We start from the raw sequence: 24,328 nt of genomic DNA, 5'->3' as shown, positions 1-24,328 counted from the left end.
CCACGCCCGGGAGAGGCCTCCTGACCGGGAAAGTGTCCTTTTCTGGTCAGACCATTACGATGCCGTCACCCTGCACTTTCAGTGCGAACTCCGCCAGAGGGGCCTCCGCCGGGCCCTTGAGGCACTTTCCGGAGACGGCGTCGAACTCACTGCCGTGACAGGGGCAGCGGATGACCCCGTCGGCCGGGCGGGCGACCGCGCAGCCCTGGTGCGGGCAGCTGGCGCTGAACGCCTTGAACACCCCCGAGGTCGGCTGGGCGATGACGATCTTCCATTCGTGGATCACCTTGCCGCCGCCCACCGGGATGTCGGCGGTCTTGGCGATGACTTTGCCCTTGATGCCCGGCGGCACCACGGCCGGGCCCTGCTCCCCGGCGCACCCCGCCAGCGCCGCACCGCACACGACGGCACCGGCGGCGCCGATCACACGCCTGCGCGTGGGCATGGCGAAACCATCACTGCTGCTCATTGCGGCCCTTCTCGCAACGTCCCCCGTGAAACCGGGCTCCCGCCAAGGGTATTGACGCGGGAGCCCGGTCCCGAATCCGGGTTCAGGAACCCAGGATCTTGCGCAGGAAGCGGCCGGTGTGGCTGGCCTCGACCAGCGCGACCTCCTCGGGCGTGCCGGTGGCCACCACGGTGCCGCCCTTGGAGCCGCCCTCGGGGCCCATGTCGATGATCCAGTCGGCGGTCTTGATGACGTCGAGGTTGTGCTCGATGACGATGACCGTGTTGCCGCCGTCCACGAGCTTGCCGAGCACGCCCAGCAGGCGCCGGATGTCCTCGAAGTGCAGGCCGGTGGTCGGCTCGTCCAGCACGTAGACCGTCCGCCCGGTGGAGCGGCGCTGCAGCTCCGAGGCGAGCTTGACGCGCTGGGCCTCGCCGCCGGACAGGGTCGTGGCGGGCTGGCCGAGCCGGACGTAGCCCAGGCCGACGTCGTTGAGCGTCTTGAGGTAGCGCTTGATCGAGGGGATGGCGTCGAAGAAGTCGAGCGCCTCCTCGATCGGCATGTCGAGCACCTCGGAGATCGTCTTGCCCTTGTAGTGGACCTCCAGGGTCTCCCGGTTGTAGCGGGCGCCGTGGCAGACCTCGCACGGCACGTACACGTCGGGCAGGAAGTTCATCTCGATCTTGATGGTGCCGTCGCCGGAGCACGCCTCGCAGCGGCCGCCCTTGACGTTGAAGCTGAAGCGCCCCTTGGCGTAGCCGCGGACCTTGGCCTCGGTGGTCTGGGCGAACAGGTCGCGCACCTTGTCGAAGACGCCGGTGTAGGTCGCCGGGTTCGAGCGGGGCGTGCGGCCGATCGGCGACTGGTCGACGTGCACGACCTTGTCGACCAGGTCCATGCCGTTGACCCGCGAGTGGCGGCCGGGGACCGTGCGGGCGCCGTTGAGCTCCTTGGCCAGCGCGTTGTAGAGGATGTCGTTGACCAGGGTGGACTTGCCGGACCCCGACACGCCGGTGACCGCGGTGAACACCCCGAGCGGGAACTCGACGTCCACGCCCTTGAGGTTGTGCTCGCGGGCGCCCTTGACCGCGAGCTGCCGCTTGCGGTCGCGCCTGCGGCGCTCGGCCGGGATGGTGATGCTCTTGCGGCCGGACAGGTAGGCGCCGGTCATCGACTCCTCGCACGCCAGCAGCTCGGGGACCGGGCCGGAGACGACGACCTGGCCGCCGTGCTCGCCCGCGCCCGGGCCGATGTCGACGACCCAGTCGGCGGCGGCGATGGTGTCCTCGTCGTGCTCGACCACGATGAGCGTGTTGCCCATGTCGCGCAGCCGGATCAGGGTCTCCAGCAGCCGCTGGTTGTCGCGCTGGTGCAGGCCGATGGAGGGCTCGTCCAGCACGTAGAGCACGCCGACCAGGCCGGAGCCGATCTGGGTGGCCAGCCGGATGCGCTGGGCCTCGCCGCCGGCGAGCGTGCCGGCCGCGCGGTCCATGGTGAGGTAGTCGAGGCCGACGTCGAGCAGGAAGCCCATCCGGGCGTTGATCTCCTTGACCACCCGCTCGGCGATCTGCATGTCGCGGTCGGACAGCTTCAGCCCGGCCAGGAAGGCCGCGCACTCGCCGATCGACATCGCCGAGACCTCGGCGATGGAGTGCCCGTCCACCGTGACGGCCAGCGAGACCGGCTTGAGCCTGGCCCCCTTGCAGGCCGGGCACGGGATCTCGCGCATGAAGCCCTCGTACTTCTCGCGCATGCCGTCGCTCTCGGACTCGGCATGGCGGCGCTGCACCCAGGAGATCACGCCCTCGAAGGCGGTGTAGTAGGAGCGCTGGCGGCCGTAGCGGTTGCTGTAGCGGACGTGCACCTGCTCGTCGCTGCCGTGCAGCAGCGCCTTCTGCGCCTGCCGGGACAGGCGCTCCCAGGGGGTGTCGAGGTTGAACCCCATGGCCTTGCCCAGCGCCTCGATCAGGCGCTCGAAGTAGTCGCTGGTGTGGCCGCCCGCCCAGGGGGCCAGCGCGCCGTCGCCCAGGGTCGCCTCCGGGTCGGGCACGACCAGCTCGGGGTCGACCTCCATCCGCGTGCCCAGCCCGGTGCACTCGGGGCAGGCGCCGAACGGCGAGTTGAAGGAGAACGAGCGCGGCTCCATCTCCTCGAACGACAGGTCGTCGTAGGGGCAGTAGAGGTGCTCGGAGTAGAAGCGCTCGCGGTTCGGGTCGTCCTCGGGGAGGTCGACGAACTCCAGCGTGATCGTGCCGCCCGACAGCTGCAGGGCGGTCTCCACCGAGCCGGTCAGGCGGCTGCGCGAGCTCTCCTTGACCGACAGCCGGTCGACGATGACCTCGATGTCGTGCTTCTCGTACTTCTTCAGCTGCGGCGGCTCGTCCAGCCGGATCACCACGCCGTCGACCCGGGCCCGGGCGTAGCCCTTGGCCTGGAGCTGGCCGAACAGCTCGGTGTATTCGCCCTTGCGTCCGCGGACGACCGGAGCGAGCACCTGGAAGCGGGTGCCCTCCTGAAGCTCCATGACGCGGTCGACGATCTGCTCGGGGCTCTGCCGGGCGATGGCGCGCCCGCACTGCGGGCAGTGCGGCTTGCCGATGCGCGCCCACAGCAGACGCAGGTAGTCGTAGACCTCGGTGATCGTGCCGACGGTGGAGCGGGGGTTGCGGCTGGTCGACTTCTGGTCGATGGACACCGCGGGGGACAGTCCCTCGATGAAGTCGACGTCGGGCTTGTCCATCTGCCCGAGGAACTGGCGGGCGTACGCCGACAGGGACTCGACGTAGCGCCGCTGGCCCTCGGCGAAGATGGTGTCGAAGGCCAGGCTGGACTTTCCGGACCCCGACAGGCCGGTGAAGACGATCAGCGAGTCTCGCGGCAGGTCCAGCGAGACGTCCTTGAGATTGTGTTCACGTGCTCCACGCACGATGAGGCGGTCAGCCACGGCAGTCCCGACGTCTTTGTAGAGGGTTGAGAGCGGTCGCGGGAAGACTAGCGAGGGGGTCCGACAATTTCCGCTCCGGCGATCTGAGTGGAGCGGCGCCCGGGGACGGCGCCCGCCGCCCCGCGCGGGACGGGGTCTCCCGGCCACCCCAGATTACGACCTTCTCCGGAGTGCGGCAGGTCTCTCCTGCATCAACAGGCTGAAATGTCCCTTTATGCCCGGGTATGGCACATGCCCTGGTATGACGCACGCCCTGGTACGGCTCCCGCCGGAAATGGTGAAGTGTGAGGATGGATGTCCTACACGCACTCCAGACCGAACTCACCGCCTCCACCGGACGCCTCCTCGCCACCGTGGCCGGGCTGTCCGACGCCGCCGTGGCCGGGCCCTCCCGGCTGCCCGGCTGGACCCGGGGCCATGTGATCACGCACCTCGCCCGCAACGCCGACAGCCTCGTGAACCTCGTCGAGTGGGCCAGGACGGGCGTGGAGACCCCCCAGTACCCCAGCCCCGAGAGCCGGGACGCCGGCATCGAGGCCGGTGCCCCGCGGCCCGTCAAGGAGCAGCTCGCCGACCTGGAGGAGAGCGCGGAACGGCTGGCCGCGGCCTTCCGCGCCCTGCCCTCCGAAGCGTGGTCGGCGATAGTCGGCGGGCTGCGGACGGCCCCGCACCCGGCCTGGTACCTGCCGGTCCGCCGGCTGCGTGAAGTCGAGATCCACCACGTGGACCTCGACGCGGGTTACGGCTGCTCCGACTGGCCCGAGCGGTTCGTCCGGCGCGAGCTGCACGACGCGCTGGTGTGCTGGCCCCGGGAGCTCAGCACGGTCAGCGAGCTCGTGGTGGAGGAGGTCAAGGACGGCGACAAGCACCGCCAGGTCTGGCGCGACCTGGGCACCGGGCCGGTGGTCCAGGGCGACGCCCGCACACTGCTGGGGTGGGTGACGGGCCGTACGGCGGGGGCCGGCCTTAGGGTGATGCGGGAGGGGGCCTCGGGCAACCAGCCCGCCGCCGGGCCGCTGCCGGCGGCGCCGCCGTGGCTGGCCGTGTCCGCCGTCCCCGGCCTTCCCGCGACACCTCCGGAGGAGTACCCATGACATATACCGGCGACGTGCAGGTCGGCGGCCCCGCCGACGTACGCGAGCTGCCCGCCGTAACGATCTCGAAGCTGGCGGTCGGGCCGTTCGACAACAACGCCTATCTGATCCGGTGCAACGACACCGGCGACGGGCTGCTGATCGACGCCGCCGCCGAGGCCGACCGGCTGCTGGAGCTCGTCGGGGACATGCCGATCGGCCGGATCGTCACCACCCACCGGCACGGCGACCACTGGCAGGCCCTGGAGGAGGTCGCCCGGGCCACCGGCGCCCTGGTGATCGCCCACCCGCTGGACGCCCCGGCCCTGCCCGTCCCGGTCTCGCTGGAGGTCGAGCACGGCGACAAGGTCACCGTCGGCGTGGTGGACCTGGAGGTCATCCACCTGCGCGGGCACACGCCGGGCTCGATCGCCCTGCACTACAACGGCCACCTGTTCACCGGCGACTCGCTGTTCCCGGGCGGCGTCGGCAACACCGAGAAGGACCCGGCCCGCTTCACCCAGCTGTTCACCGACGTCTCCGAGCGGGTCTTCGACCGCTTCCCCGACGAGACCTGGGTCTATCCGGGCCACGGCAAGGACACCACGCTCGGCGCCGAGCGCCCGTCCCTGCCGGCCTGGCGCGAGCGGGGCTGGTAGCCCCCGCGCGACCGGCGTCCGTCACACGAGACGCCACCGAACGACCGGCGCCACCGGCGTCCACGCGGCCCCGGGGTCCTGTTCACCCCGGGGCCCGGGGTCAGACGCGCTCGGACTCTTTGCGCTCCTTGCGCTTCTCACGCTTGAACATCAGCACGCGCAGCGGGATGGCCGCCACGATCGCCACCTGCATGACGGCGCCGACCTTGATGAGGTTGTCGCCCCCGGCCAGCCCCGCGGCCCAGATGGTCAGGCAGGCCACGTTGATCATCATCCACGCCAGTACGGCGGCGGCCAGGTTGCCCTTGGGCTTGGGATACTCGATCCGGCTCACCATGAGGTAGGCGACGCCGAAGATGGGCAGCACCGCCCAGATCGAGGGCGGGAACAGCAGCACGATCGAGACCACGGTCATGGCGCCCATCGGGATGGGCAGTCCCATGAAGTCACCGCTCTTGGTCTTGACGCAGGCGAAACGCGCCAGACGGATGACGCCGGCCAGCAGCACCGACGCCGCGGCGATCATCACCATGACGAACGGCACCCGCGGGTTGAAGCCCGCCCAGATGACCACCATGAAGGCGGGGGCGAAGCCGAAGCTGATCACATCGGCCAGGTTGTCGAGCTCGGCGCCCATGGCCGAGGCGCGGAAGCGGCGGGCCACCAGGCCGTCGAACAGGTCACAGGTCGCGCCGAGCAGCAGCAGGACCACCGCGGTGCCGAAGAAGCGGGGATCGGCGGAGAACTTGCCGGTCTGCTGGAGCGACGTGATGGCCGACCAGGCCAGGACGCACACGGCCAGGAAGCCGCACAGCGCGTTTCCCAGCGACAGGGAGTCGGCGGCGGAGAGCCTGAAGGCCTTACCGACGGGCCCCCGTGGCTCGTCGTCCGCCTCGTCCATCGACCAGCTCGCGTCAGCCGTGGTCAAGGCCGGTCACCCCCGCGACGGTCTTCTGCCCCACCGACACCGCCGGAGCGATGCCCTCGGGCAGGTAGACGTCCACTCGCGAGCCGAACCTGATCAGCCCGACGCGCTCGGCCCTGGCCACCTTGGCGCCCGCCTGGAGATAGGGCACGATGCGGCGGGCGACCGCGCCTGCGATCTGGACGAACTCGAGGTCGCCGAGCGCGGTGTCCAGATGCCACACGACCCGCTCGTTCTGGTCGCTGTCCTTGTTGAAGGCGGGCACGAACCCGCCGGGCACGTGCTCCACCGAGGTGACGGTGCCGGCCATCGGCGCGCGGTTGACGTGCACGTTGAGCGGGCTCATGAAGATGGCCACCCGAGTGCGGCCGTCGGGCCACGGGTCGATGCTCTGCACCACCCCGTCGGCGGGCGACAGGATCCGCGCGGTGCCGGGAGCGCGCTCGGGATCGCGGAAGAACCAGAGCATGCCGCCGGTGAGGGCGGTCAGCGGGGCCGCGGCCAGCGCCCAGCGGCGGTCGCGGCGGGTGAGCAGAGAGGTCGCGGCGGCCGCCACCACTGTCGGGAGCAACCACGGAGAGACGCCACGCGCCAGCCGTACGCGGCCTGGCTGCTGGCTTGCTGAATCGTGGGACACAGGGAACCTTTTGTGATGTCTTGCGGCGTTAGACCGGTATGTCTACCCGCCCTGGTGGAGGATGCTACCGATCTCTCAGTCCTTTTAGGTCGCGACGAGACAAGCAAACCGTCTCCCCCGCCATTCCGCTAGCCCTGCTTGGCCTCCGAGGAGGTGGGGATTTGGTTGCCTTTGCGGACGTCACGCCGGGACTTGGCGAGGCTCGCCAGGGTGGTGATCACCATGGTGACGCCGATGACCGACAGCGACAGCGAGATCGGCACCTCGGGTGCCCACGAGACGCCGCTGGAGTGGAGCGCCTCAAGGATCAGCTTAACCCCGATGAAACCGAGGATGAACGCCAGTCCGTAGCTGAGGTAGACCAGGCGCTGCAGCAGCCCGCCCAGCAGGAAGTACAGCTGGCGCAGGCCCATCAGGGCGAACGCGTTGGCGGTGAAGACGATGAACGCGTCGGTGGTGAGACCGAAGATCGCCGGGATCGAGTCGAGCGCGAACAGCAGGTCGGTGGTGCCGATGGCGATCATGACGATCAGCATCGGGGTGACCAGGCGCTTGCCGTCGACCTTGACGATGACCTTGGAACCGACGTAGTCGTCGGTGTGCGGCAGCGCCCGGCGGGCCCAGCGCAGCACCGCGTTCTCGGTGAACTCCTCCTCGTCGTGGCCGTGCTGGCGGACCAGCTGCACCGCGGTGTAGAGCAGGAAGGCGCCGAAGATGTAGAACAGCCACCCGAAGCTCGCCAGGGCCGCGGCGCCGGCCGCGATGAAGATGCCCCGCATGACCAGCGCCATCAGGATGCCGACCAGCAGCACCTTGTGCTGGTGGATCTTGGGCACCGCGAAGCGGGTCATGATGATGTAGAAGACGAAGAGGTTGTCGACACTGAGGCTGTACTCGGTGATGTAGCCGGCGAAGAACTGTCCCGCCGATGTCGCCCCCGCCGTCGCCCAGAGCACGCCGCCGAAGACGACGGCGAGGGTGACATAGAAGCCGACCCAGAAACCGGCCTGCCGGAGGGTGAACTCCCGGGGCTCACCGCGGTCGACGATCCACAGGTCGAAGGCGAGGACTACGAGAAGACCGCCGATGACGGCGATCCAGGCCCAAACGGGTACAGTCATAGTGGTATAAACCCTCCGGCGCGCATGGCTGATTGCCGGAGGTCTCTCCCGCCCAGCGAAAATCATGCGCGGACCGACAGCCCCGGGGGCCTCGTGGATCGAGGCGACACCGTGATGACGAGACTGCCGCGAAGGGATACTCCCCCCCTAACCAAGCCAGTATAGGGATCTGGCTCGGCGGCACCTAATTCAACCGCCTCCGCCGCCGGATTCTTCCCCCCAGCTCGGACCGCCTCCGTCCCCGGGGAACGTCGGCTCCCCGGCGTGGAGGACCGGCGCGGCCCTCTCCGCCAGACGCCCGCGCCCGGCGCGGAGGAGCGGGCCCGGCTCTCCCGGGAAGGCGAGCGCCCGGCGCGGGCGGGTGGCGCGGTTCTTCTCAGGGGCGCCGGAGCCCGGTGTAGACGGCCAGTACGGCCTCCAGCGCCTCAGCCTCGCCGGGCAGCTCGCGGCCCCGGCGCACGGCCTCCTCCGCCAGGCGCCGGGCGAACCCGTCGTCGGCGAGCACCCGGCGGACCGCCTCGCTCATGGCGGGGGCGTCACCGTACGGCACCAGCGTCCCGGCGCGGCCCACCATCGGCGGGATCCCCCCGACGGCGGTGGCGATCACCGGGGTCCCCGCGCGCAACGCCTCCTGGACGCTCAGCGGCTGACCCTCCCAGCGGCTCGGCACCACCAGCGCCCGCGCCGCCCCGAGCAGGTCCCCGACGTCGTCCCGGTTGCCCAGCAGCCGGACCGGCAATCCCCGGGCGTCGATCCGCCGCTGCAGCTCATCCCGTAGCGGCCCCTCCCCCGCCACGAGGAACAGCGCCTCCGACCCGGATCCGTCCTTCCCCGCCTCCCGGCTCCGCGTCTCCGGCTCCGCAGGGGTTGCGGAGGCGACGGCGGCCGCCACCTCGAGGAGGGTCTCCAGGCCCTTCTGCTGGGCGAGCCTGGCCACGGTCAGCAGGATCGGCCGGTCACCGGCGCCGAGCTGCGCCCGGACCTCCCACGGCTCCCGGTCCGAGGAGGGCAGCGGGGGCGCGGGCACGACGGCGGGCTCGACCTGCCGGGCCCCCAGGGCGGTCATGCGCTCCCCCAGATCGGGGGAGACCACCAGGACCCGGTCGGCGCGGCGGGCGACGATCCGCTCCAGGACGCCGTAGATCGCACCCACGGCCCCGCCCGCCGTGGCCGCGTTGTGCAGCGTCACCGCCAGACCGGTCCCGGTCCCGGCCAGAGCCAGGGCGGCCAGCGCCCCGGCCCGCAGCCCGTGGGCGTGTACGGCCTCCGCCGAGCGCAGCTCCCGCAGAGCGCGCACCGCCCGCAGATCGCCGCCGGGACGCGGCCGGTCGGAGATGGGAACCGGCAGGAAGCGGGCACCGAGCCGGGTGAACCCGAAGCTCTCCTCGGTGCTCGGCGGTCCGGCCACCACCACCCGGTGCCCCCGCCGTACCAGCCCGCCGGCCAGCATCGCCACATGCCGCCCGACCCCGCCCGCGCTGGTCCCCAGCACGAACGCCACACGCATACCAGGCTCCGTCATCCCCGCCTCCTCCCCGCCCGCCGGCGGCGCCGCCTCCGTCATGCCCGGTTCCTTCCCGCCGTCCGCGTTCCCGGCTTCGCCGTACCGCCCGCCGCTCCCGCTTCCGTCGCCCTCGACCGGTCCCCGGCCGCCTGCGGTCCCGGCTCAGCCACCGGAGTCCCCGACCGTGATCCCGTCTCCGCCGCCCGGCCGCTCGCCGCCGCTCCCGGTGCCGCCGTCCCCGGTTCCGCCGTCCCCGGTTCCGCCGCCGTCCCCGGTTCCGCCGTCCCCGGTTCCGCCGCCGTCCCCGGTTCCGCCGCCGCGGCGGCTGCGGCGCAGCGGCAGCCGGGCCAGCAGCGCACGGGCGTCCGGGCGGTCGAGCACCGCCGCCACCGCCGCGAACGCCGCCGTCCCCGCCACCGCCGCGCCCACCCCGAGCGGCACGCACACCCACGTGGGAACCTCGCCGGCCGCCGTCACGACGGCCAGCCCGGCCCCGTACGCGGCGGCTCCCCCGGCCACGGCGGCCGCCAGCGCCCGCCAGTTCCCCGCCAGAGCCGCGCCTCCCCGGGCCCGCAGCACCGTCAGGGCCAGCAGGATCCCGCCCACCGTCATCCCGATCGTGCTGCCCATCGCCAGGCGCCCCACCACCTCGGCCGATCCGTCGGCCGTGCGGGCCAGCAGGATCTGCGCCACCAGGGCCGTCCCCCAGCCTGCCACGGAGGCCAGGGCCGCCGATCGGCCCCGGCCGCAGGCGTACAGCATCCGGGCCAGGTGGAGCATCAGCGCGTACCCGACCAGCCCCGGCGCGAACCAGCTCACGCCCGCAGCCATCTCCTGCGGGACGCCGCCGCCCGGCGTGCCCTCCAGGAACACCCGCGCCACCGGCATGGCGACCGCCGCCATCACCCCGGCCGACAGGCCCATCACCAGCACGATCACCCGCGTGGTCGAGGCGGCCAGGGTGTCGAAGCCCTCCCGGTCCCCCTCGGCCGCGCGGGTGGACAGGGTGGGGAAGGAGCTGGTCGCCACCGGGACGGCGAGCACCGCGAACGGCAGCTGGTACAGCGCCCAGGCGTAGGTGTAGACGCCGACCGCCCCGTCTCCGCCCAGGTCGTTGGTCAGCCCGACCACCACGGTCAGCGTGATCTGCTGGACGACGAGCACGGCGAGACCGGCCGTGGCGAGCCGCCGGGCCTGTGCCCCCGCCCCCGGCGGGAAGGACAGCGACGGCCGCAGCCTCAGCCGCAGGCGGCTCACCGGGCCGATCACGGTCACGACCATCGCGGCGGCGGCGACGGTCGCCCCGAGGGACAGGGTCAGCTCCCCCGCGGTGGTCAGCGCGCCCAGATCGCCGGCGGCCTCGGCGTCGATCGAGGTGAAGGCCAGGTGGGAGACGACGATCAGCAGACTGGAGACCAGCGGCGCCAGGGCCGGGCCCAGGAACCGCCGGTGCGCCTGGAGCACGCCGTACAGGACGACGGCCAGGCCGAAGAAGATCATCCGGGGGGCGAACACCACCAGCATGTCGGCGCCCACCGCGATCACCTGGGAGACGTCGCACGGGCGGGCACCCGGTTCACTGCCGACGTCGCCGACCAGCAGCGAGACGACCGGCCCGGCGAACACCGCGATCAGCAGGGTCAGCGGGACTAGCGCCAGCAGCGTCCAGGTGAGCAGCGCCGAGGTGATCCGTCCGGCCTCGGCCCTGGCCTGCGGGTCCTCGGCGGACCGCGAGGCCGCCGAGGCCAGCACCGGCACCACCATCCCCGCCAGCGCGCCCCCGGCGACCAGCTCGAAGACGATGTTCGGCACGTAGTTGGCGGTGTTGTAGGCGGTGCTCAGGCAGGAGTTGCCGACGGTGTGCGACTGGACGTAGTACCTGCCGAACCCGACGATCCGGGCCACCACGGTCACGGCTCCGATGAGGATCGCCGCTCCCGCGATCCCCTGACCGATCTTCCTGGTCATCAGTGGACGGGTGCCTGCTCCACGGGGCGGCGGCCGAGCATGTCGATCCGGTTGAGCACGCGGTTACCGGCGATGACGCGGGTGAAGCTGATCTTCTCCGAGGCGGCGGTCAGCGCGACCACGGTGCCCAGCACCGCCAGGCGGCCGGGCCGGCCCAGGGTGAGGGCGGCGGCCAGGCCCAGCAGCGCGCCCAGCGCGTTGGCCCCGGCGTCGCCCAGCATCGCCCGCTCGCCCAGGTCCTCGGGCAGGAGCGCGGCGGCGGCGCCGGCCGGCAGCGCGGCGACGGCCGCGGCGGCCGGGGCGTCCCCGAGCACGGAGGCGGCCAGCAGCGGCGCGCCGCAGATCAGGCCGACCTTGATCGCACGGCCGGGACGCAGGTCGAACAGGTTGGCCAGGTTCGCGCTCCCGGCGACCAGCGCGCCGTTGACCGCGATGTCGGCCGGGCAGCGCGAGGTCAGGGCCGCCGCGGCCAGGCCGGTCACGCCGATGCCGATGATCTTCATGGCACCGCTGGTGACCTCACCCTTGGCCAGTGCGCCCAGGTGTCCCCTGAACCCCTTGGAGGAGGTCACGCCGTACAGGTCGTCATAGGCGCCGAGCCCGCCGGCCCCGGCGGCGGCCAGCAGCGCGGCCGCGCGCACCCGCGCGGGCAGGCCGGGGACGACCGTCGCGGCCGCGGCCGCGCCCGCGACGAAGGCCGGCCCCTCCAGCAGGGTGATCGGCTCGCCCCGGTGGTTGGTCCGGTTCCAGGTCTCGGCATCACCGATCGGCGGCCTGCGCCTGAAGGCGGCATAGGCCGCGCGGGCGGCCACCGCGCCGAGCGCGGCACCGGCCAGAGCGCCGACGAGAGCGCGACGAGCCATCGGGATCATCCTCCGGAAGGGGCCGTGGGCGGCGTGGACGGGGAGGCCGTGGGCGCCGGCGCGCTGGGCTCGAAGGCGGAGGCGTCGGGGCCGAGGCCGTACTGGCCGGTGACCCCGGACAGCTGCTCCCGAAGAGCGTAGACCACCACGACGCGGCCCGCGGGAATATCGGCGGTGTCCACGCTGGAGACCTTCTCCGCCGCCACGGCGTTGTCGCGCAGCGCGGCCACGACGCCGCCCGCCGAGGTCGCGCGCAGGAGGCCGGTCAGCACGCTGCCCCGGGAGCCCTCGTCCAGTCCGAGCGCCAGCGACACGATCGCGCCCGCCTGGGTGGCGGCGCTCTCTCCGGTGTACGGCTCCGCGGGGGCGACCAGCACCGCCAGGCCCGCCCTGGCGATCTGTTCCGCCCCGCCGGCCTGGGCGGCGGGTCCGAGGGTGACGTTGAGCAGGTCCGCCCGCTGGAAGGCGTCGAGGACCCCGCTGCCGGGCGGGTCGTCCTTGCCCGCGGTGTCCGGGACCGTGTTCACGAGCGCGCCGGTCAGCACCGCGGCGGCCTTGTCGTAGGCGGTGTCCTCGGCGGGGAAGACCATGTCGACGGGCTTGACGCCGGTGGCCAGCCGGTCGATGAAGACCGACTGGGTGGGGTCGACGTATTTGTCGGTGAGGGTGACCTGGCCGGTCACCGTCGCCCCCGCCAGCTCGATCATCTGCTGGACGGCCTCGCTCATGCCCGGCGCGGCGCCGGGGGCCTCCACGATCACGACGCTCTCCCCCGCCAGGCCGCCCTCGACGAGCTCGGCGGCGTGCGAGGTGACGAAGGCGTCGTTGCCCGTCTTCATGTCGGTCAGGATCTCGTTCGCGGCGCGCAGCTCGCTGTTGCCCTTCTGGAGCGTGTCGGCGACGGCCTCGGCGGCCTGGATGGTGGGCTCTTCGAGCAGGGTCGTGCCCAGCACGATGCCGACCGACAGCGCGACGAAGATCGCGATGATGGAGACGAGGTGATAACGGAAATCGATCACGAGAAGAGTCCGACCAACCAGAAGACGAAGGCGTTCCAGGCGTCGTCCAGCCAGATCCTGCCCACCGGGGTGGAGAAGACCGCGACCCCCATGGTGATCAGTGCGACGACGGCCAGGATGAGCAGGGACGGAGTGGAGATCCGGCTGCGGTAGAGCCGGCTGACGCCCTTGGCGTCGATGAGCTTGCTGCCCACCCGCAGGCGGGTGAGGAGGGTGCTGGCCATGCCCGAGCGCCCCTTGTCGAGGAACTCCTCAAGAGTCCAGTGCGTGCCGACCGCGACGATCAGCTCGGCGCCCTTGTCGTCGGCGATCAGCATCGCGATGTCCTCGCTGGTGCCGATCGACGGGAAGATCTCCGCGGACAGGCCGAGCTGCTCCACCCGCTCCAGGCCCGGCGCGCGGCCGTCCCGGTAGGCGTGCACGACCAGCTCGGCGCCGCAGGTCAGCGCCTTGGTGGAGACCGAGTCGAAGTCCCCCACGATCACATCGGGGACGTAGCCCGCCTCCAGCAGCGCGTCGGCGCCGCCGTCCACCCCGATCATGACCGGGCGGTACTCCCTGAGGTAGGGGCGCAGGGCGGCGATGTCCTCCTTGTAGTGGTATCCGCGCACCACGATGAGGACGTGCCGGCCGTCCATGGGGGTCTTGATGTCGGGCACGCCGGCCCCGTCGATGAGCAGGTCGCTCTCGCGGCGGACGTACTCCATCGTGTTGACGGCGAACGCCTCGATCTGCACGGCCAGCCCGGCCCGCGCCTCGGCCATGGCGGCCTCGACGGACTCGGCCGTCTGCACGTCGCCCTTGCCGACCATCTCCTCGTCGAGGTAGACGGCGCCCTCGTGCAGGCGGATCAGGTCGCCGTCCCTGACGCGCTCGAACAGCTCGGGCGTCGCGTTGTCGACGAACGGCACCCCGGTCTCGACGATGATCTGCGGGCCCAGGTTGGGGTAGCGCCCGCTGATGCCGGCCGCGACGTTGACCACGCCCGCCGCGCCGCACGCGACAAGCGCCTCCGCGCTCACCCGGTCGACGTCGACATGGTCGATGATCGCGATTTCCCCGGCCTTGAGACGCTTGGTCAGTCTCTTGGTCCGGCGGTCGATCCTCGCCACTGCCGTCACCCCGGGAAGGTCGCTGACCTTCCTGCGGCGGAGGTAACCCGTGAGCTTGCGCTGAAGCTCGTCAGCCGGCACCTTCATCATGACCATCCTGCCAGAGGAAACGGGCAGGTGAGCCATGTCCCCGGCCGCGTGTCAGCCTTGTCACAGCGGATCGGCGGCCGATCACGCCTCCCGGAACCCGCGTTCCGGCCGCTCATCCCTTGTCGGCGGCCGCTATCGCCAGGAGCTCCTCGGCGTGCGCGCGGCCGAGCTCGGAGTCCTCCAGACCGGCCAGCATGCGGGACAGCTCGCGGGTCCGGCCGTCCCTGTCGAGGGCGACCACGCCGCTGCGCACCACGGTGCCGTCGCTGTCCTTCTCCACGACCAGGTGCTGGTCGGCGAAGGCGGCCACCTGGGGCAGGTGGGTGACCACGATCACCTGGGCGGTGCGGGCCAGGCGGGCCAGGCGCCGCCCGATCTCGACCGCCGCCTTGCCGCCCACGCCCGCGTCGACCTCGTCGAAGACGAACGTCGGCACCGGGTCGGCACCGGCGAAGACCACCTCGATGGCGAGCATGACCCGGCTCAGCTCGCCTCCGGAGGCCCCCTTGTTCAGCGGCAGCGGCGGCGAGGCGGGGTGCGGGGACATGCGCAGCTCGACCTCGTCCACGCCGTACGGGCCGAAGTCGCCGGCCGCGGTGATGTCGACCACGACGCGCGCGTGCGGCATCGCCAGCGCGGTGAGCTCCTCGGTGACGGCCCGCCCGAACCGCTCGGCGGCGGCCGTACGGACCCGGGTGAGCTCGGCGGCCAGATCGGTGAGGCGGGCGGTGAGCTCCTCCTGCTCGCGGGTGAGCTCGCCGATCCGGTCGTCGTCGCCCTCCAGCTCGGTCAGGCGCAGCGCGGCCTGCTCGGCCCAGTCGAGCACCGCCGTGGTGTCCTCGCCGTACTTGCGCACGAGGTGGGTGACCACGGCCCGGCGCTCCTGCACGGCCGCCAGCCGGGCCGGGTCGGCCTCGACCGACTCGGCGTAGGCGGCCAGCTCGGTGGCGACGTCGGAGATCAGGTAGCCGGCCTCGGCGAGGCGGTCGGCGATCCCGGCCAGCGCCGGGTCGACGTCGCGGACCGCCTCCACGGCGGCGCGGGCCTGCCCCACCAGCGAGACGGCGTCCTGCAGGCCCTGCTCACCCGACATCGGGTCGCCGAGCAGCGCCGTGTGGGCCGTCTCCGCGGCGCTCCTGAGGGAGTCGGCGTGGGAGAGGCGGTCCTCCTCCTCGCGGAGCGCGACGTCCTCACCCGCCTTGGGGTCGGCCTTCTCGACCTCCTCCAGCCCGAACCTGAGCAGGTCGGCCTCCTGGGCGCGCTCCTTGGCCCTGGCGGTCAGCTCGGTCAGCTGCTCGGAGATCTGCTTGTGGCGCCGGTAGGCCTGCTCGTAGGCGCGCAACGGCTTGACCAGGTCGTCACCGGCGTAGCGGTCCAGGGCGGCGCGCTGGCGGCCGGGCTGCAGCAGCCGCTGCTGGTCCATCTGGCCGTGCACGGCCACCAGGTCGTCGGCCAGGTAGGTGAGCGTGCCCACCGGGACGCTGCGCCCGCCCAGCCAGGCCCGGCTGCGGCCCTCGGCCGAGACGGTGCGTGAGATGATCAGCTGGCCGTCCTCGATCTCACCGCCGACGTCCTCGACCTGCTGGGCCACCCGGCTCTTCGGGTCGACCAGGAGCGTGCCGTCGACGACGGCCTTGTCCGAACCCGGACGGACCCGGGCGGGGTCGGCGCGCCCGCCGAACAGCAGCCCGAGGCCGGTCACCACCATGGTCTTCCCCGCGCCGGTCTCGCCCGTGACCACGGTGAATCCCGGTGATAGCTCCAGGACGGCCTCGTCGATCACGCCGAGTCCCTGGATGCGGACCTCCTCGACCCTGGGTCGCACTGGTCCCTCCCGTCACATCGAATTCACCGAACACCAGTGCGGTGCGCGGCACGATCCTACGCGTTCGGAGCCGGCATCGCCCGACACACTATGACCGCACCCTGCCACGCCAACCCTGAACGGGGAGGTCGAATTTGGCGACCAGCCGATCCGTGAACGGCGCCCCGGTGTCCTCCACGCCGTGCAGCCGCGCGAGCCGTACCGGCACCTCGCCCCGGCGCACCTCGACCCGCGCGCCGGCGGGCAGATCGTAGCGCCGGCGGCCGTCGCACCACAGCACCGCGCCGGCCGTCTGCGGCTGGACCTCCAGCGCCAGGGCGGAGCGGGGCGAGACGACCAGCGGCCGGGCGAACAGGGCGTGGGCACTGATCGGGACCAGCAGCAGCGCCTCCACCTCCGGCCAGACCACGGGCCCGCCCGCGGAGAACGCGTAGGCGGTGGAGCCGGTCGGGGTGGCGCAGATGACGCCGTCGCAGCCCCAGCGCGACAGCGGCCGGCCGTCGATCTCGGCGACCACCTCCAGCATGCGCTCGCGCTTTTCCACGGTGGCCTCGTTGAGCGCCCACGTGTCGGCCAGCAGCTGGCCGTTGAGCCGGGCCACGACCTCGATGGTCATCCGCTCCTCGACGTCGTAGCGGCCCTGCACCACGCAGTCGACGGTGACCGACAGGTCCTCGGCCTCGGCCTCGGCCAGGAATCCGACGTGCCCGAGGTTGACGCCCAGCAGCGGCACTCCGGCGGGGCGGGCCAGCTCCGCGGCCCGCAGCAGGCTGCCGTCGCCGCCCAGCACGATCATCATCTCGGCGTCCTGGACCGCGGCGAGACTCGCGGACACCATCTCGGCGCCCGCGCAACCGATCTCCTCGGCCTCCGACTGGAGCACGCGCACGGTGAAGCCCGCCTCCACGAGCCGGCTGATCACCATCCGGGCGCTGTCGACGGCCGCCTTGCGCCCGGTGTGGGCGGTGACGAGCACGATGCGCTTGGCTGTCATGGGCTGCTCTCCGGGGGGGTCGTCACTATCGGGGGCCTTCCGCCACCGCGCGCGCGATCTCGGCGGCGACGTCCTCGACCGGGGGCGCACCCTCTCCCTTGCCCAGCCAGATGACGTACTCGACGTTGCCCGACGGGCCCGGCAGAGGACTCGCGGTGACGCCCCGCACGGTGAGGCCGAGCGACTGCGCGGCCTCGGCCACATCCTGCACCGCCTCGGCGCGCAGCGCGGGGTCCCTGACGACCCCGCCCGCCCCGACCCGTTCCCTGCCGACCTCGAACTGCGGCTTGACCAGCATCGCGAAGTCGGCCGCGGGGGCCGCGCAGGCGGCCAGGGCGGGCAGCACCAGCCGCAGCGAGATGAACGACAGGTCACCGACCACGAGCGTGGGGGGCTCGCCGACCATGTCCGGGGTCAGGTCCCTGACGTTGACCCGCTCCATGACGGTGACCCGCTCGTCGGTCCGCAGCGACCAGGCGAGCTGGCCGTAGCCGACGTCGACGGCCAGCACGTGCGCCGCGCCGTTGCGCAGCAGTACGTCGGTGAAGCCGCCGGTGGAGGCTCCGGCGTCCAGGCAGCGGCGGCCCTCGACGACCAGCCCCCTCGGGCCGAACGCCTCCAGGGCCCCCAGGAGCTTGTGCGCCCCCCGGGAGACGTAGTCGGGCCCCTCCGCCGCCTCGGCGACCACGATCGCCGAGGCGGTGTCCACCTGCGTGGCGGGCTTGCTCGCCGACCGGCCGCCGACGGTGACCCGGCCCGCCTCGATGAGCTGGGCCGCGTGCTCGCGGGAACGCGCCAGCTTCCGGCGGACGAGCTCGCTGTCCAGACGCGCGCGGCGGCTCACCGCGGCTGGTCCGGGATGTCGTCCGCCGCGGCGAGCGCCCGCTCCAGCCCGGAGAACACCTCCTCGAACACGCTCACGTGCGCCGCCACGGGCAGGCCGTCGAGCGCGGCGAGGGCGCCCAGGGCGGCGTCCACCCGCTCGTCGCCGGTCTGGTCAAGCGCGTCCGTCATGCGCTCCCTCCGGAGGTCCTCTTCGCTGCCTTCGCAGCCTTGGGGGTTTTCGTGGCGTTGCTACTGGCCTTGGGGGCTTTGGCGGCCTTTGTGGTCTTTGTGGTCCCCCGGGCACGCGGCGTGCGAGCCGTCCCGCCCGTGGACCCCTCGACCGTATCGGAACCGGCGCCCCCCGTCGCACCAACGGCCGTATCGGAACCGGCGCCGCCCGTCGTGCCGACGGTCTCATCCGGGTCCGCAGCGGAGACCTTGGCGGTCGCCTCGGCGGCCATGCCCAACTTGCCGCCCTTCTTCTCAGCCCGGCCTCCTGCGGGCTTCGCGTCGGCTTCGGAACCGGCAGAGCCTGCGCCCGCGGCGGTCTCGCCGCCCGCAAGGCTCTCAGCGTCCATGGTGACCATGGCACCCGCGGCACCCGCGGAGATCATGGCATCCATGGCATCCGTGTCCGCCGCACCCTTGGCACCCTTGGAAACTCTGGCGCTCTTGGCACTCTTGGCGCCACCAGCGGAGCCCCTGACGCCCGGGGAACCCGTGGATCCCGCATGGCCCTCGGCGGCCGTGGAATCCCCACCCGCGGAGCCCCCGGCATCCCCTTGCCCCGGCACGGCCACTGAAGCCGTCTCCACGGCCCCCTTCACCGCAGCCGCCGTACGGGTGCCCCGACCGCGCGAAACGGTCTCCTTGTCCGCGGAGGCGGCCTTCCGCGCCGAGGCCCGCCCACTCGGAGCCGTCTCCCCCGCCGAGGTGGCTTCCGCACTTGAAGCGGTCTTCCGCGCCGAAGGCCGTCTGCGCGGGGCGGTCTCCTCGATCGTGGCGGCGGTCTCCGGAACGGAGGCGGCCTTCCGCGCCGAGGCCCGCTTACTCGGAGCCGTCTCTCCCGCCGGGGTGGTTTCCGCACTGGAAGCGGCCTTCCGCGCCGGGGCCCGCCTGCCCGAAGCAGCCGTGCTCCGCCCGCCTGGAGCCGCTTCCTCCGTCGTGACAACGGTCTCCGGAGCGGAGGCGGCCTTCGTGGTGGCCTTCCGAGTGGAGGCACGGCTCCGCGGGGCGGCCGAACCGGTCGCCGCGGGCTGCTCCGTGCCCTTCGCCGTGGCGGTCTTCCTTCGGGCGGTCTTCGCAGCGGTCGCCGTGCCGCTCTTCTCCCCGGCGCCCTCCATGGTGGACAACGTCGCCCCGGCGCCCAGGAGGTCGTCGATGAGCTCCTTCGCGGGGCTGGTCACCAGCGAGCCCCCCGCATCGTCCGTCGCCACGCGGACCACCGACTCCGTCCCCGCGGTGCCCGTCTCGGCGCCCCGGGGAACATTGGAGCCCATCCCGCCAGTTTTCGCCGGCTCGGCCTGCTTGGCCACGGGACCGTTCCCGTCGATGATCGCCTTGATCGCCGACATCGTCTCCGCGACTCCGGCGGCGGCCCTGGAGGTGGCGGTCCTCGGTGAGGCCGCCGTGGACATGATCGCTTCTCCGGCCTCGGAGAGCACGGCTTCCAACTGCGCGATCCGGCTCCCGAGCCGGTCGATCTCCTCGGAACGGGGCAGGTCGAGCCTGTCGAGCAGGCGTCCCACCTCAGACTTGATCATTTCGTTGAGCTGGTCACGGTTGGCCTTGCCCGTCGCGACGAGTTCCTTGGCCATCTTGTCGACCTGGCCGGACATCTGGGACAGACCGGTTTCCCCCGAGGCGAGCAGGTCGCGAACTATCGCGCGGGCCTTGCTCGTTGTCATCTCTGTGAGGCCGGTAGCTCCCTGTACGTACCCCCGCAGTGCTTCGAACACCATGGCAGAAGCCTCCTTTCCAGCGCACCCCCACGCGCTGGATAGCACAGTGTGTCTATATGGAACGCTACCGTCCGTAGATGAGAGGGATTCTGACCGGCCCGGAAAGAAAGGAGCGCCACTCGATGGCGACCGTCGACGAGTGCCGGGTGGCACTGCGGAAACTCGGCGAGCAGTTCGACGAGGTTGACCAGGAAAGCCGCGCCAAGCACGTGGTGGAACGCAGCATCAGCTGCCATGTCAGCGATCTGGGGGTCACCTTCTACGGCCGCATCCACCATGGCGGCCTCGGCCCCTTCGATGACAGCCCTCCGGCCGACGCCCCTCCGGCCGATGTGAAGCTCACCATCGCCAGCGACGACCTGGTCGCCCTGGTCAACGGCGAACTCGACATGGGACGCGCCGTGTTCAGCGGCCGAGTCAAAATCGACGCCAGCTTCGGCGACCTCCTGCGCCTCCGCAAGCTCCTGTGACGACCGCCCCGGCCCCGACGGGCCGGGGTCGGCACGGGCATTCCCGGCCCGGCCGGAGAGTCATCCCTCCGCCCACAGGAAGTCCCGGCCCGTCTGAACGGGAAAGGGCCGGTCCGGGCAGGACGACCGGCAACCAGACTCCGGCTCCGTGGAAACCGCCACGCCCACGTGAGGACAGCGGACGCCTCAAGAGCCGCCCTGCTCAGCGGGGAGAGACCGATCCGAGGCAGGGCAGCGGATAGCCCCCCGGCACCCGGGGAACCTCCTGGCCAGTGCCCGGCAAATCCGTCTTATCGCGAGAGGACCGTTTTCTCCCGGGAGAACGCCTCCGCCTTTCGTTTCCCGGGCAGGGTGTCCGGGAGTTCCCTCCTCGGCGCAGAGGGCTCTTCGGGACAAGACGGTCAGCGGGAGGAGAGATCTGCGAAGGGTGAGGAGGCGAGGGCGGGCTTGACGGCGTCCTCGTCGGCCTTCGCATCGCCGACGCCCTCCCAGACGGCGGCGCAGGCCGCCCGCAGTCCTTCGACGGGGTCGCCCTGCCCCTCCAGGGACAGGCCCCGGTCCGCCGTCCAGGTCGCGAGCCATTCTCCGCAGCGCCATCCCTCCGCGCTCCGGCGAGGGGAGACGTACGGCTCGTGCAGAGCGGTCAGGCCCGCGCCGACGTAGGTGGGGCGGTGCCGCGGATCGGCGGTCAGCAGATCGAGCGGGCCCGCCACCCCGGTCAGCACCAGCAGACTGTCCACTCCGGCGTTGACCGCCCCCTCGACGTCGGTGTCGAGCCGGTCGCCGACGACCAGCGGCCGTCGCGCGGCGGTCCGCAGCATCGACTCGCGGTGCAGCGGCGGCTCGGGCTTGCCCGCCACGACCGGCTCCACCCCGGTCGCGGTGGCGATCACCCGGGTCATGGCCCCGTTGCCGGGCAACTCTCCCCGGCCCGTCGGCATGGTCGAGTCCGCGTTCGCGGCGACGAACAGCGCGCCCCGCCGTACGGCCAGCGTGCCCTCCGCCAGCAGGCCGTAGGAGAGGTCGGGAGCGATGCCCTGGACCACCGCCACCGGCTCCTCGATCGCGGTGCTGACCGGCCGCAGCCCGTGGGCTCGAAGCGCGCCACGCAACCCCATCCCGCCGACGACCAGTACGGCCGCGCCCGGCTCGACGCGCTCGGCGACCAGACGCGCGGCCGCCTGGGCCGAGGTGACCACGTCGTCGGGGGTCGCCGGAGCGCCGAGCGCACTGAGGTGCTGGGCGATGGCGCCGGGGGTGCGGGAGGCGTTGTTGGTGACGTACGCGAGCCGTACGCCGCGTTCCTGTGCCTGCCGCAACGCCTCCGGAGCCCCCGGTACGGCGTCGCGACCGAGGTACACCACTCCGTCCAGGTCCAGCAGCAGGGTGTCGTAGGCATCGATCAGCGTCTGTGAATGCACCCGTTCATTCCATCAGTCCGTCCGGCACGGCCGTCGACCACCTCATCCGCACACCGCCCCCGCCCGGCACGGCCGTCGGCTGTCCCATCCCCGTACCGGCCCCGCCCGCCGTACGGTGCGGTATGCCGGGTCACCGGTCGGGGCGACGCACCTGTTCGGCCCAGCGGCCCTCAGGGTCGTTCTCGCGGGCACGCAGCGTGGCGCGCACGCTCTTGAGGGCCGACACGTAATCCTTCTGGTCGGGCCTCATCGCGACGGCGATGGCCAGCGGCTCCTGAGCGCCCTCCATGTCACCGGTCCTCCACAGGGACAGGCCCAGGCCGAAGTAGGCGTAGTCCTCCGCGGGATTGCTGTCGACGATCCAGCGGAAGCTGTCAGCAGCGTCGGCGTACTGCCGGGAGTTGAACTGGGCGCGGGCGAGGGCCTCGCGGATGCTCCGGGACTCGGGCTCGGCGTCGGCGGCGCGTTCCAGCAGTGCGGCGGCTGCCGCGGGGCTGCCCTCGGACAGGAGTTTCATCCCCCGCTGGAACCAGTCGTAGACCTCCCCCGCCGGCGCGCCCGCCTCCGATTCGGGGGAATCAGACGGACCACCATGTCCTTGGACCATTGTGTGAGGCCTCCTTCATCAGCGGACGACCGACCTGACCGACTCCTCGACGGACCAGAAGCCACTGCTTCCTCGGAGCGGCAACTGGACGCTTCGGGCCTTTATGGCAGCATGCCCCCTATGGCGCATCCTGAACTGCCGGTGCCCGACGGACTGGTGCTACGTCCGTTCCGCGGTGTGCGGTTCGCGGTCGACGATCTGGCCGCGGTGACGTCGCCTCCCTACGACCTCATCGGAGAGACCGGTGTCCGGGAACTACTCGATGCCCACCCCAACAACGTCGTACGGCTGATCCTTCCCGGGACCGATCACCACAGGTATGCCGAGGCCCGGCAGACCCTGCACTCCTGGCTCTCCTCAGGGGTCCTCGTCACCGACGAGGAACCGGCGGTGTACGTCTACGAGCAGAGCGGTCCGGGGATCCTGCAGCGCGGGCTCATCGCAGAGGTGGCCCTGGCCGCTCCCGAGCAGCGGACGATCCTGCCGCACGAGGACGTCATGCCCGGTCCCGTGGCCGACCGCCTGGCGCTCATGCGCACGACCGAGGCGAACCTGGAACCCATCTTCCTGCTCTACGGAGGGCGGGACGGCACCGCCACCCGTCTCGTCGACCTGATCGCCGCCTCCCGCACGCCGCTGGTCGAGACCGAGACCGGCGACGGGATCGCCCATCGCCTGTGGGCCGTCACCGACCCGGACGAACTCGCCGCCATCGACACCGACCTGCGCCCCCGCCAAGCGCTCATCGCCGACGGACACCACCGCTACGCCACCTACCGCGCCCTCCAGGCCGACCACCATCTCACCGCCGGACCCGGGGACGGCGCGGCCGTGCGTGGGAGGACCGGCGGCGGCACCGGCCCGGGCAGCCGGCCCCATGGCGGAGCCCAGCCCTGGGACTTCGGTCTGGCCCTCCTGGTGGACTCCGACGCCTATCCGCCGGATCTGAAGGCCATCCACCGGGTCGTCCCGGGACTGCCTCTGGAGGAGGCGGTGAACCGGGCCAAGACAGCGTGGCAGGTGCACGAGCATCCCGACCTGGCCATCGGTCTCGCAGCGCTGCGGGAGGCCCGGGAGCCCGCATTCCTGCTGACGGCCGGAGGATCCGCCCATCTGATCACCGATCCCGACCGGCGGCGGGTCCAACGCGCCATGCCCGCCGGCCGGTCGGCTCGCTGGCAGGCCCTGAACACCTCCGTCCTCGCGGAGTTCCTGCTTCCCCGGGTCTGGGGGACGAGGGACGACGAGCAATCGGTCCGCATCGTGCACCACGATCCCGAGGCCGCGGCGCGCCTCGCCCGTGACTGCGGAGGCACCGCCGTACTGATGAACCCCCTCGCGGTCGACGACGTGCTCGCCGTCGCGGCGCAGGGAGAGCGGGTGCCCCGCAAGTCCACCTCCTTCGGTCCCAAACCGCGCACCGGCCTGGTCATGCGCCTGCTCACTCCCAGCCCGCAGCGTTGAGCATCGCCCGGCCGGACCCGACGTCAGGAGAGGCCTCCTCGGACGGGGCGGGGGAAGCGGTCGCCCGGACGGTTTCGCCATCGTGGAGCACCAGCGCGGGCCCGGCGTGGGAGGGCGGGGAAGGCGGATCGTCCGGCGGCGGGAACCCGAGCGGACGGGGCGACGCGGGAGCCGGGAGCGAGACTTCACCGACGGCATCCCGATCCTCGTCGCCGGAAAGATCGGGAGCAGAACCGGCATCGGAGAACACCGCTGCGGGACCGGCGAGGGAAAACGCGGGAACGGACCCGGCGTCGCGAGGTATGGATGCGGTCCCGGCATCGTGGGGCACGGGTGCGGTCCCGGCATCGTGGGGCACGGGTGCGGTCCCGGCATCGTGGGGCACGGGTGCGGTCCCG

21 protein-coding genes are annotated in these 24,328 nt (G+C 72.1%); 4 read left to right on the top strand and 17 right to left on the bottom strand.

Annotated features, from left to right (window positions below):
* Positions 1–46: 46 nt before the first annotated feature.
* The gene (locus Pta02_RS09055) at positions 47–469 is read right to left on the bottom strand and encodes a Rieske (2Fe-2S) protein (protein ID WP_203874264.1); all 423 of its coding nucleotides are present in this window, start codon (positions 467–469) and stop codon (positions 47–49) included.
* A gap of 82 nt (positions 470–551) precedes the next feature.
* Positions 552–3,392, bottom strand: coding sequence for an excinuclease ABC subunit UvrA (gene uvrA, locus Pta02_RS09050; RefSeq protein WP_203874263.1), 2,841 nt, complete (start codon positions 3,390–3,392; stop codon positions 552–554).
* Positions 3,393–3,682: 290 nt separating this feature from the next.
* Here uvrA and Pta02_RS09045 point away from each other — a divergent pair, with 290 nt between their 5' ends.
* Both Pta02_RS09045 and Pta02_RS09040 read left to right on the top strand, forming a co-directional pair.
* Positions 3,683–4,486, top strand: a complete 804-nt coding sequence (locus Pta02_RS09045) for a maleylpyruvate isomerase family mycothiol-dependent enzyme (protein ID WP_203874262.1) — start codon at positions 3,683–3,685, stop codon at positions 4,484–4,486.
* Complete coding sequence (locus Pta02_RS09040) at positions 4,483–5,124, top strand: MBL fold metallo-hydrolase (RefSeq protein ID WP_203874261.1); 642 nt, start codon at positions 4,483–4,485, stop codon at positions 5,122–5,124. The genes Pta02_RS09045 and Pta02_RS09040 overlap by 4 nt, the downstream gene beginning before the upstream one ends.
* 100 nt (positions 5,125–5,224) lie before the next feature.
* On the opposite strand, the gene pssA is transcribed toward Pta02_RS09040, so the two are convergent.
* The 13 genes from pssA to Pta02_RS08975 all read right to left on the bottom strand — a co-directional run bounded on the left by pssA (position 5,225) and on the right by Pta02_RS08975 (position 19,968).
* A complete protein-coding gene (gene pssA / locus Pta02_RS09035; protein ID WP_203874260.1) occupies positions 5,225–6,052 on the bottom strand; it encodes a CDP-diacylglycerol--serine O-phosphatidyltransferase in 828 nt (275 codons plus the stop codon).
* The gene (locus Pta02_RS09030) at positions 6,039–6,686 is read right to left on the bottom strand and encodes a phosphatidylserine decarboxylase (RefSeq protein ID WP_203874259.1); all 648 of its coding nucleotides are present in this window, start codon (positions 6,684–6,686) and stop codon (positions 6,039–6,041) included. The genes pssA and Pta02_RS09030 overlap by 14 nt, the downstream gene beginning before the upstream one ends.
* Positions 6,687–6,814: 128 nt before the next feature.
* Complete coding sequence (locus Pta02_RS09025; RefSeq protein ID WP_203874258.1) at positions 6,815–7,807, bottom strand: TerC family protein; 993 nt, start codon at positions 7,805–7,807, stop codon at positions 6,815–6,817.
* Positions 7,808–8,183: 376 nt separating this feature from the next.
* The gene (locus Pta02_RS09020; protein ID WP_239130001.1) at positions 8,184–9,329 is read right to left on the bottom strand and encodes a glycosyltransferase family 4 protein; all 1,146 of its coding nucleotides are present in this window, start codon (positions 9,327–9,329) and stop codon (positions 8,184–8,186) included.
* A gap of 144 nt (positions 9,330–9,473) precedes the next feature.
* Positions 9,474–11,279: a murein biosynthesis integral membrane protein MurJ gene (murJ, locus tag Pta02_RS09015; protein ID WP_275423568.1), complete on the bottom strand. Its 1,806-nt coding sequence runs from the start codon at positions 11,277–11,279 to the stop codon at positions 9,474–9,476.
* Positions 11,279–12,142, bottom strand: a complete 864-nt coding sequence (locus tag Pta02_RS09010; RefSeq protein ID WP_203874257.1) for a hypothetical protein — start codon at positions 12,140–12,142, stop codon at positions 11,279–11,281. Before Pta02_RS09010 ends, murJ begins: the two co-directional genes overlap by 1 nt.
* A gap of 5 nt (positions 12,143–12,147) precedes the next feature.
* Positions 12,148–13,161: a copper transporter gene (locus Pta02_RS09005; protein WP_203874256.1), complete on the bottom strand. Its 1,014-nt coding sequence runs from the start codon at positions 13,159–13,161 to the stop codon at positions 12,148–12,150.
* Positions 13,158–14,360, bottom strand: coding sequence for a putative cytokinetic ring protein SteA (steA, locus tag Pta02_RS09000; protein WP_203874349.1), 1,203 nt, complete (start codon positions 14,358–14,360; stop codon positions 13,158–13,160). The genes Pta02_RS09005 and steA overlap by 4 nt, the downstream gene beginning before the upstream one ends.
* 115 nt (positions 14,361–14,475) lie before the next feature.
* Complete coding sequence (gene recN / locus Pta02_RS08995) at positions 14,476–16,188, bottom strand: DNA repair protein RecN (RefSeq protein ID WP_203874255.1); 1,713 nt, start codon at positions 16,186–16,188, stop codon at positions 14,476–14,478.
* Positions 16,189–16,276: 88 nt separating this feature from the next.
* Entirely contained in the window at positions 16,277–17,182 is a 906-nt protein-coding gene (locus Pta02_RS08990) for an NAD kinase (RefSeq protein WP_203874254.1), read from the bottom strand.
* 25 nt (positions 17,183–17,207) lie between these two features.
* Positions 17,208–18,026 (bottom strand): TlyA family RNA methyltransferase, encoded by an 819-nt coding sequence (locus Pta02_RS08985; RefSeq protein WP_203874253.1) that lies wholly within the window; start codon positions 18,024–18,026, stop codon positions 17,208–17,210.
* Positions 18,023–18,196: a hypothetical protein gene (locus tag Pta02_RS08980; protein ID WP_203874252.1), complete on the bottom strand. Its 174-nt coding sequence runs from the start codon at positions 18,194–18,196 to the stop codon at positions 18,023–18,025. The genes Pta02_RS08985 and Pta02_RS08980 overlap by 4 nt, the downstream gene beginning before the upstream one ends.
* On the bottom strand, positions 18,193–19,968 hold the full coding sequence (locus Pta02_RS08975; RefSeq protein ID WP_203874251.1) for a phasin family protein: 1,776 nt from the start codon (positions 19,966–19,968) through the stop codon (positions 18,193–18,195). The genes Pta02_RS08980 and Pta02_RS08975 overlap by 4 nt, the downstream gene beginning before the upstream one ends.
* A 122-nt stretch (positions 19,969–20,090) precedes the next feature.
* Here Pta02_RS08975 and Pta02_RS08970 point away from each other — a divergent pair, with 122 nt between their 5' ends.
* Positions 20,091–20,438 carry an SCP2 sterol-binding domain-containing protein gene (locus tag Pta02_RS08970; protein WP_203874250.1) on the top strand — a complete coding sequence of 116 codons (348 nt, stop codon included), beginning with the start codon at positions 20,091–20,093 and terminating at the stop codon, positions 20,436–20,438.
* 401 nt (positions 20,439–20,839) lie between these two features.
* Here Pta02_RS08970 and Pta02_RS08965 read toward each other — a convergent pair whose 3' ends face one another.
* Entirely contained in the window at positions 20,840–21,859 is a 1,020-nt protein-coding gene (locus Pta02_RS08965; RefSeq protein ID WP_203874249.1) for an HAD-IIA family hydrolase, read from the bottom strand.
* A gap of 130 nt (positions 21,860–21,989) precedes the next feature.
* Positions 21,990–22,466, bottom strand: coding sequence for a tetratricopeptide repeat protein (locus Pta02_RS08960; protein ID WP_203874248.1), 477 nt, complete (start codon positions 22,464–22,466; stop codon positions 21,990–21,992).
* Between the two features lie 111 nt (positions 22,467–22,577).
* On the opposite strand from Pta02_RS08960, the gene Pta02_RS08955 reads away from it, so the two are divergent.
* Positions 22,578–23,930 carry a DUF1015 family protein gene (locus Pta02_RS08955; protein ID WP_203874247.1) on the top strand — a complete coding sequence of 451 codons (1,353 nt, stop codon included), beginning with the start codon at positions 22,578–22,580 and terminating at the stop codon, positions 23,928–23,930.
* The last annotated feature ends 398 nt before the right edge of the window (positions 23,931–24,328 follow it).

Origin of the sequence: Paraplanobispora takensis, assembly GCF_016863195.1 — a bacterium.
GTDB lineage: Bacteria > Actinomycetota > Actinomycetes > Streptosporangiales > Streptosporangiaceae > Planobispora > Planobispora takensis.
This window is presented reverse-complemented; position numbering and strand designations above follow the sequence as displayed.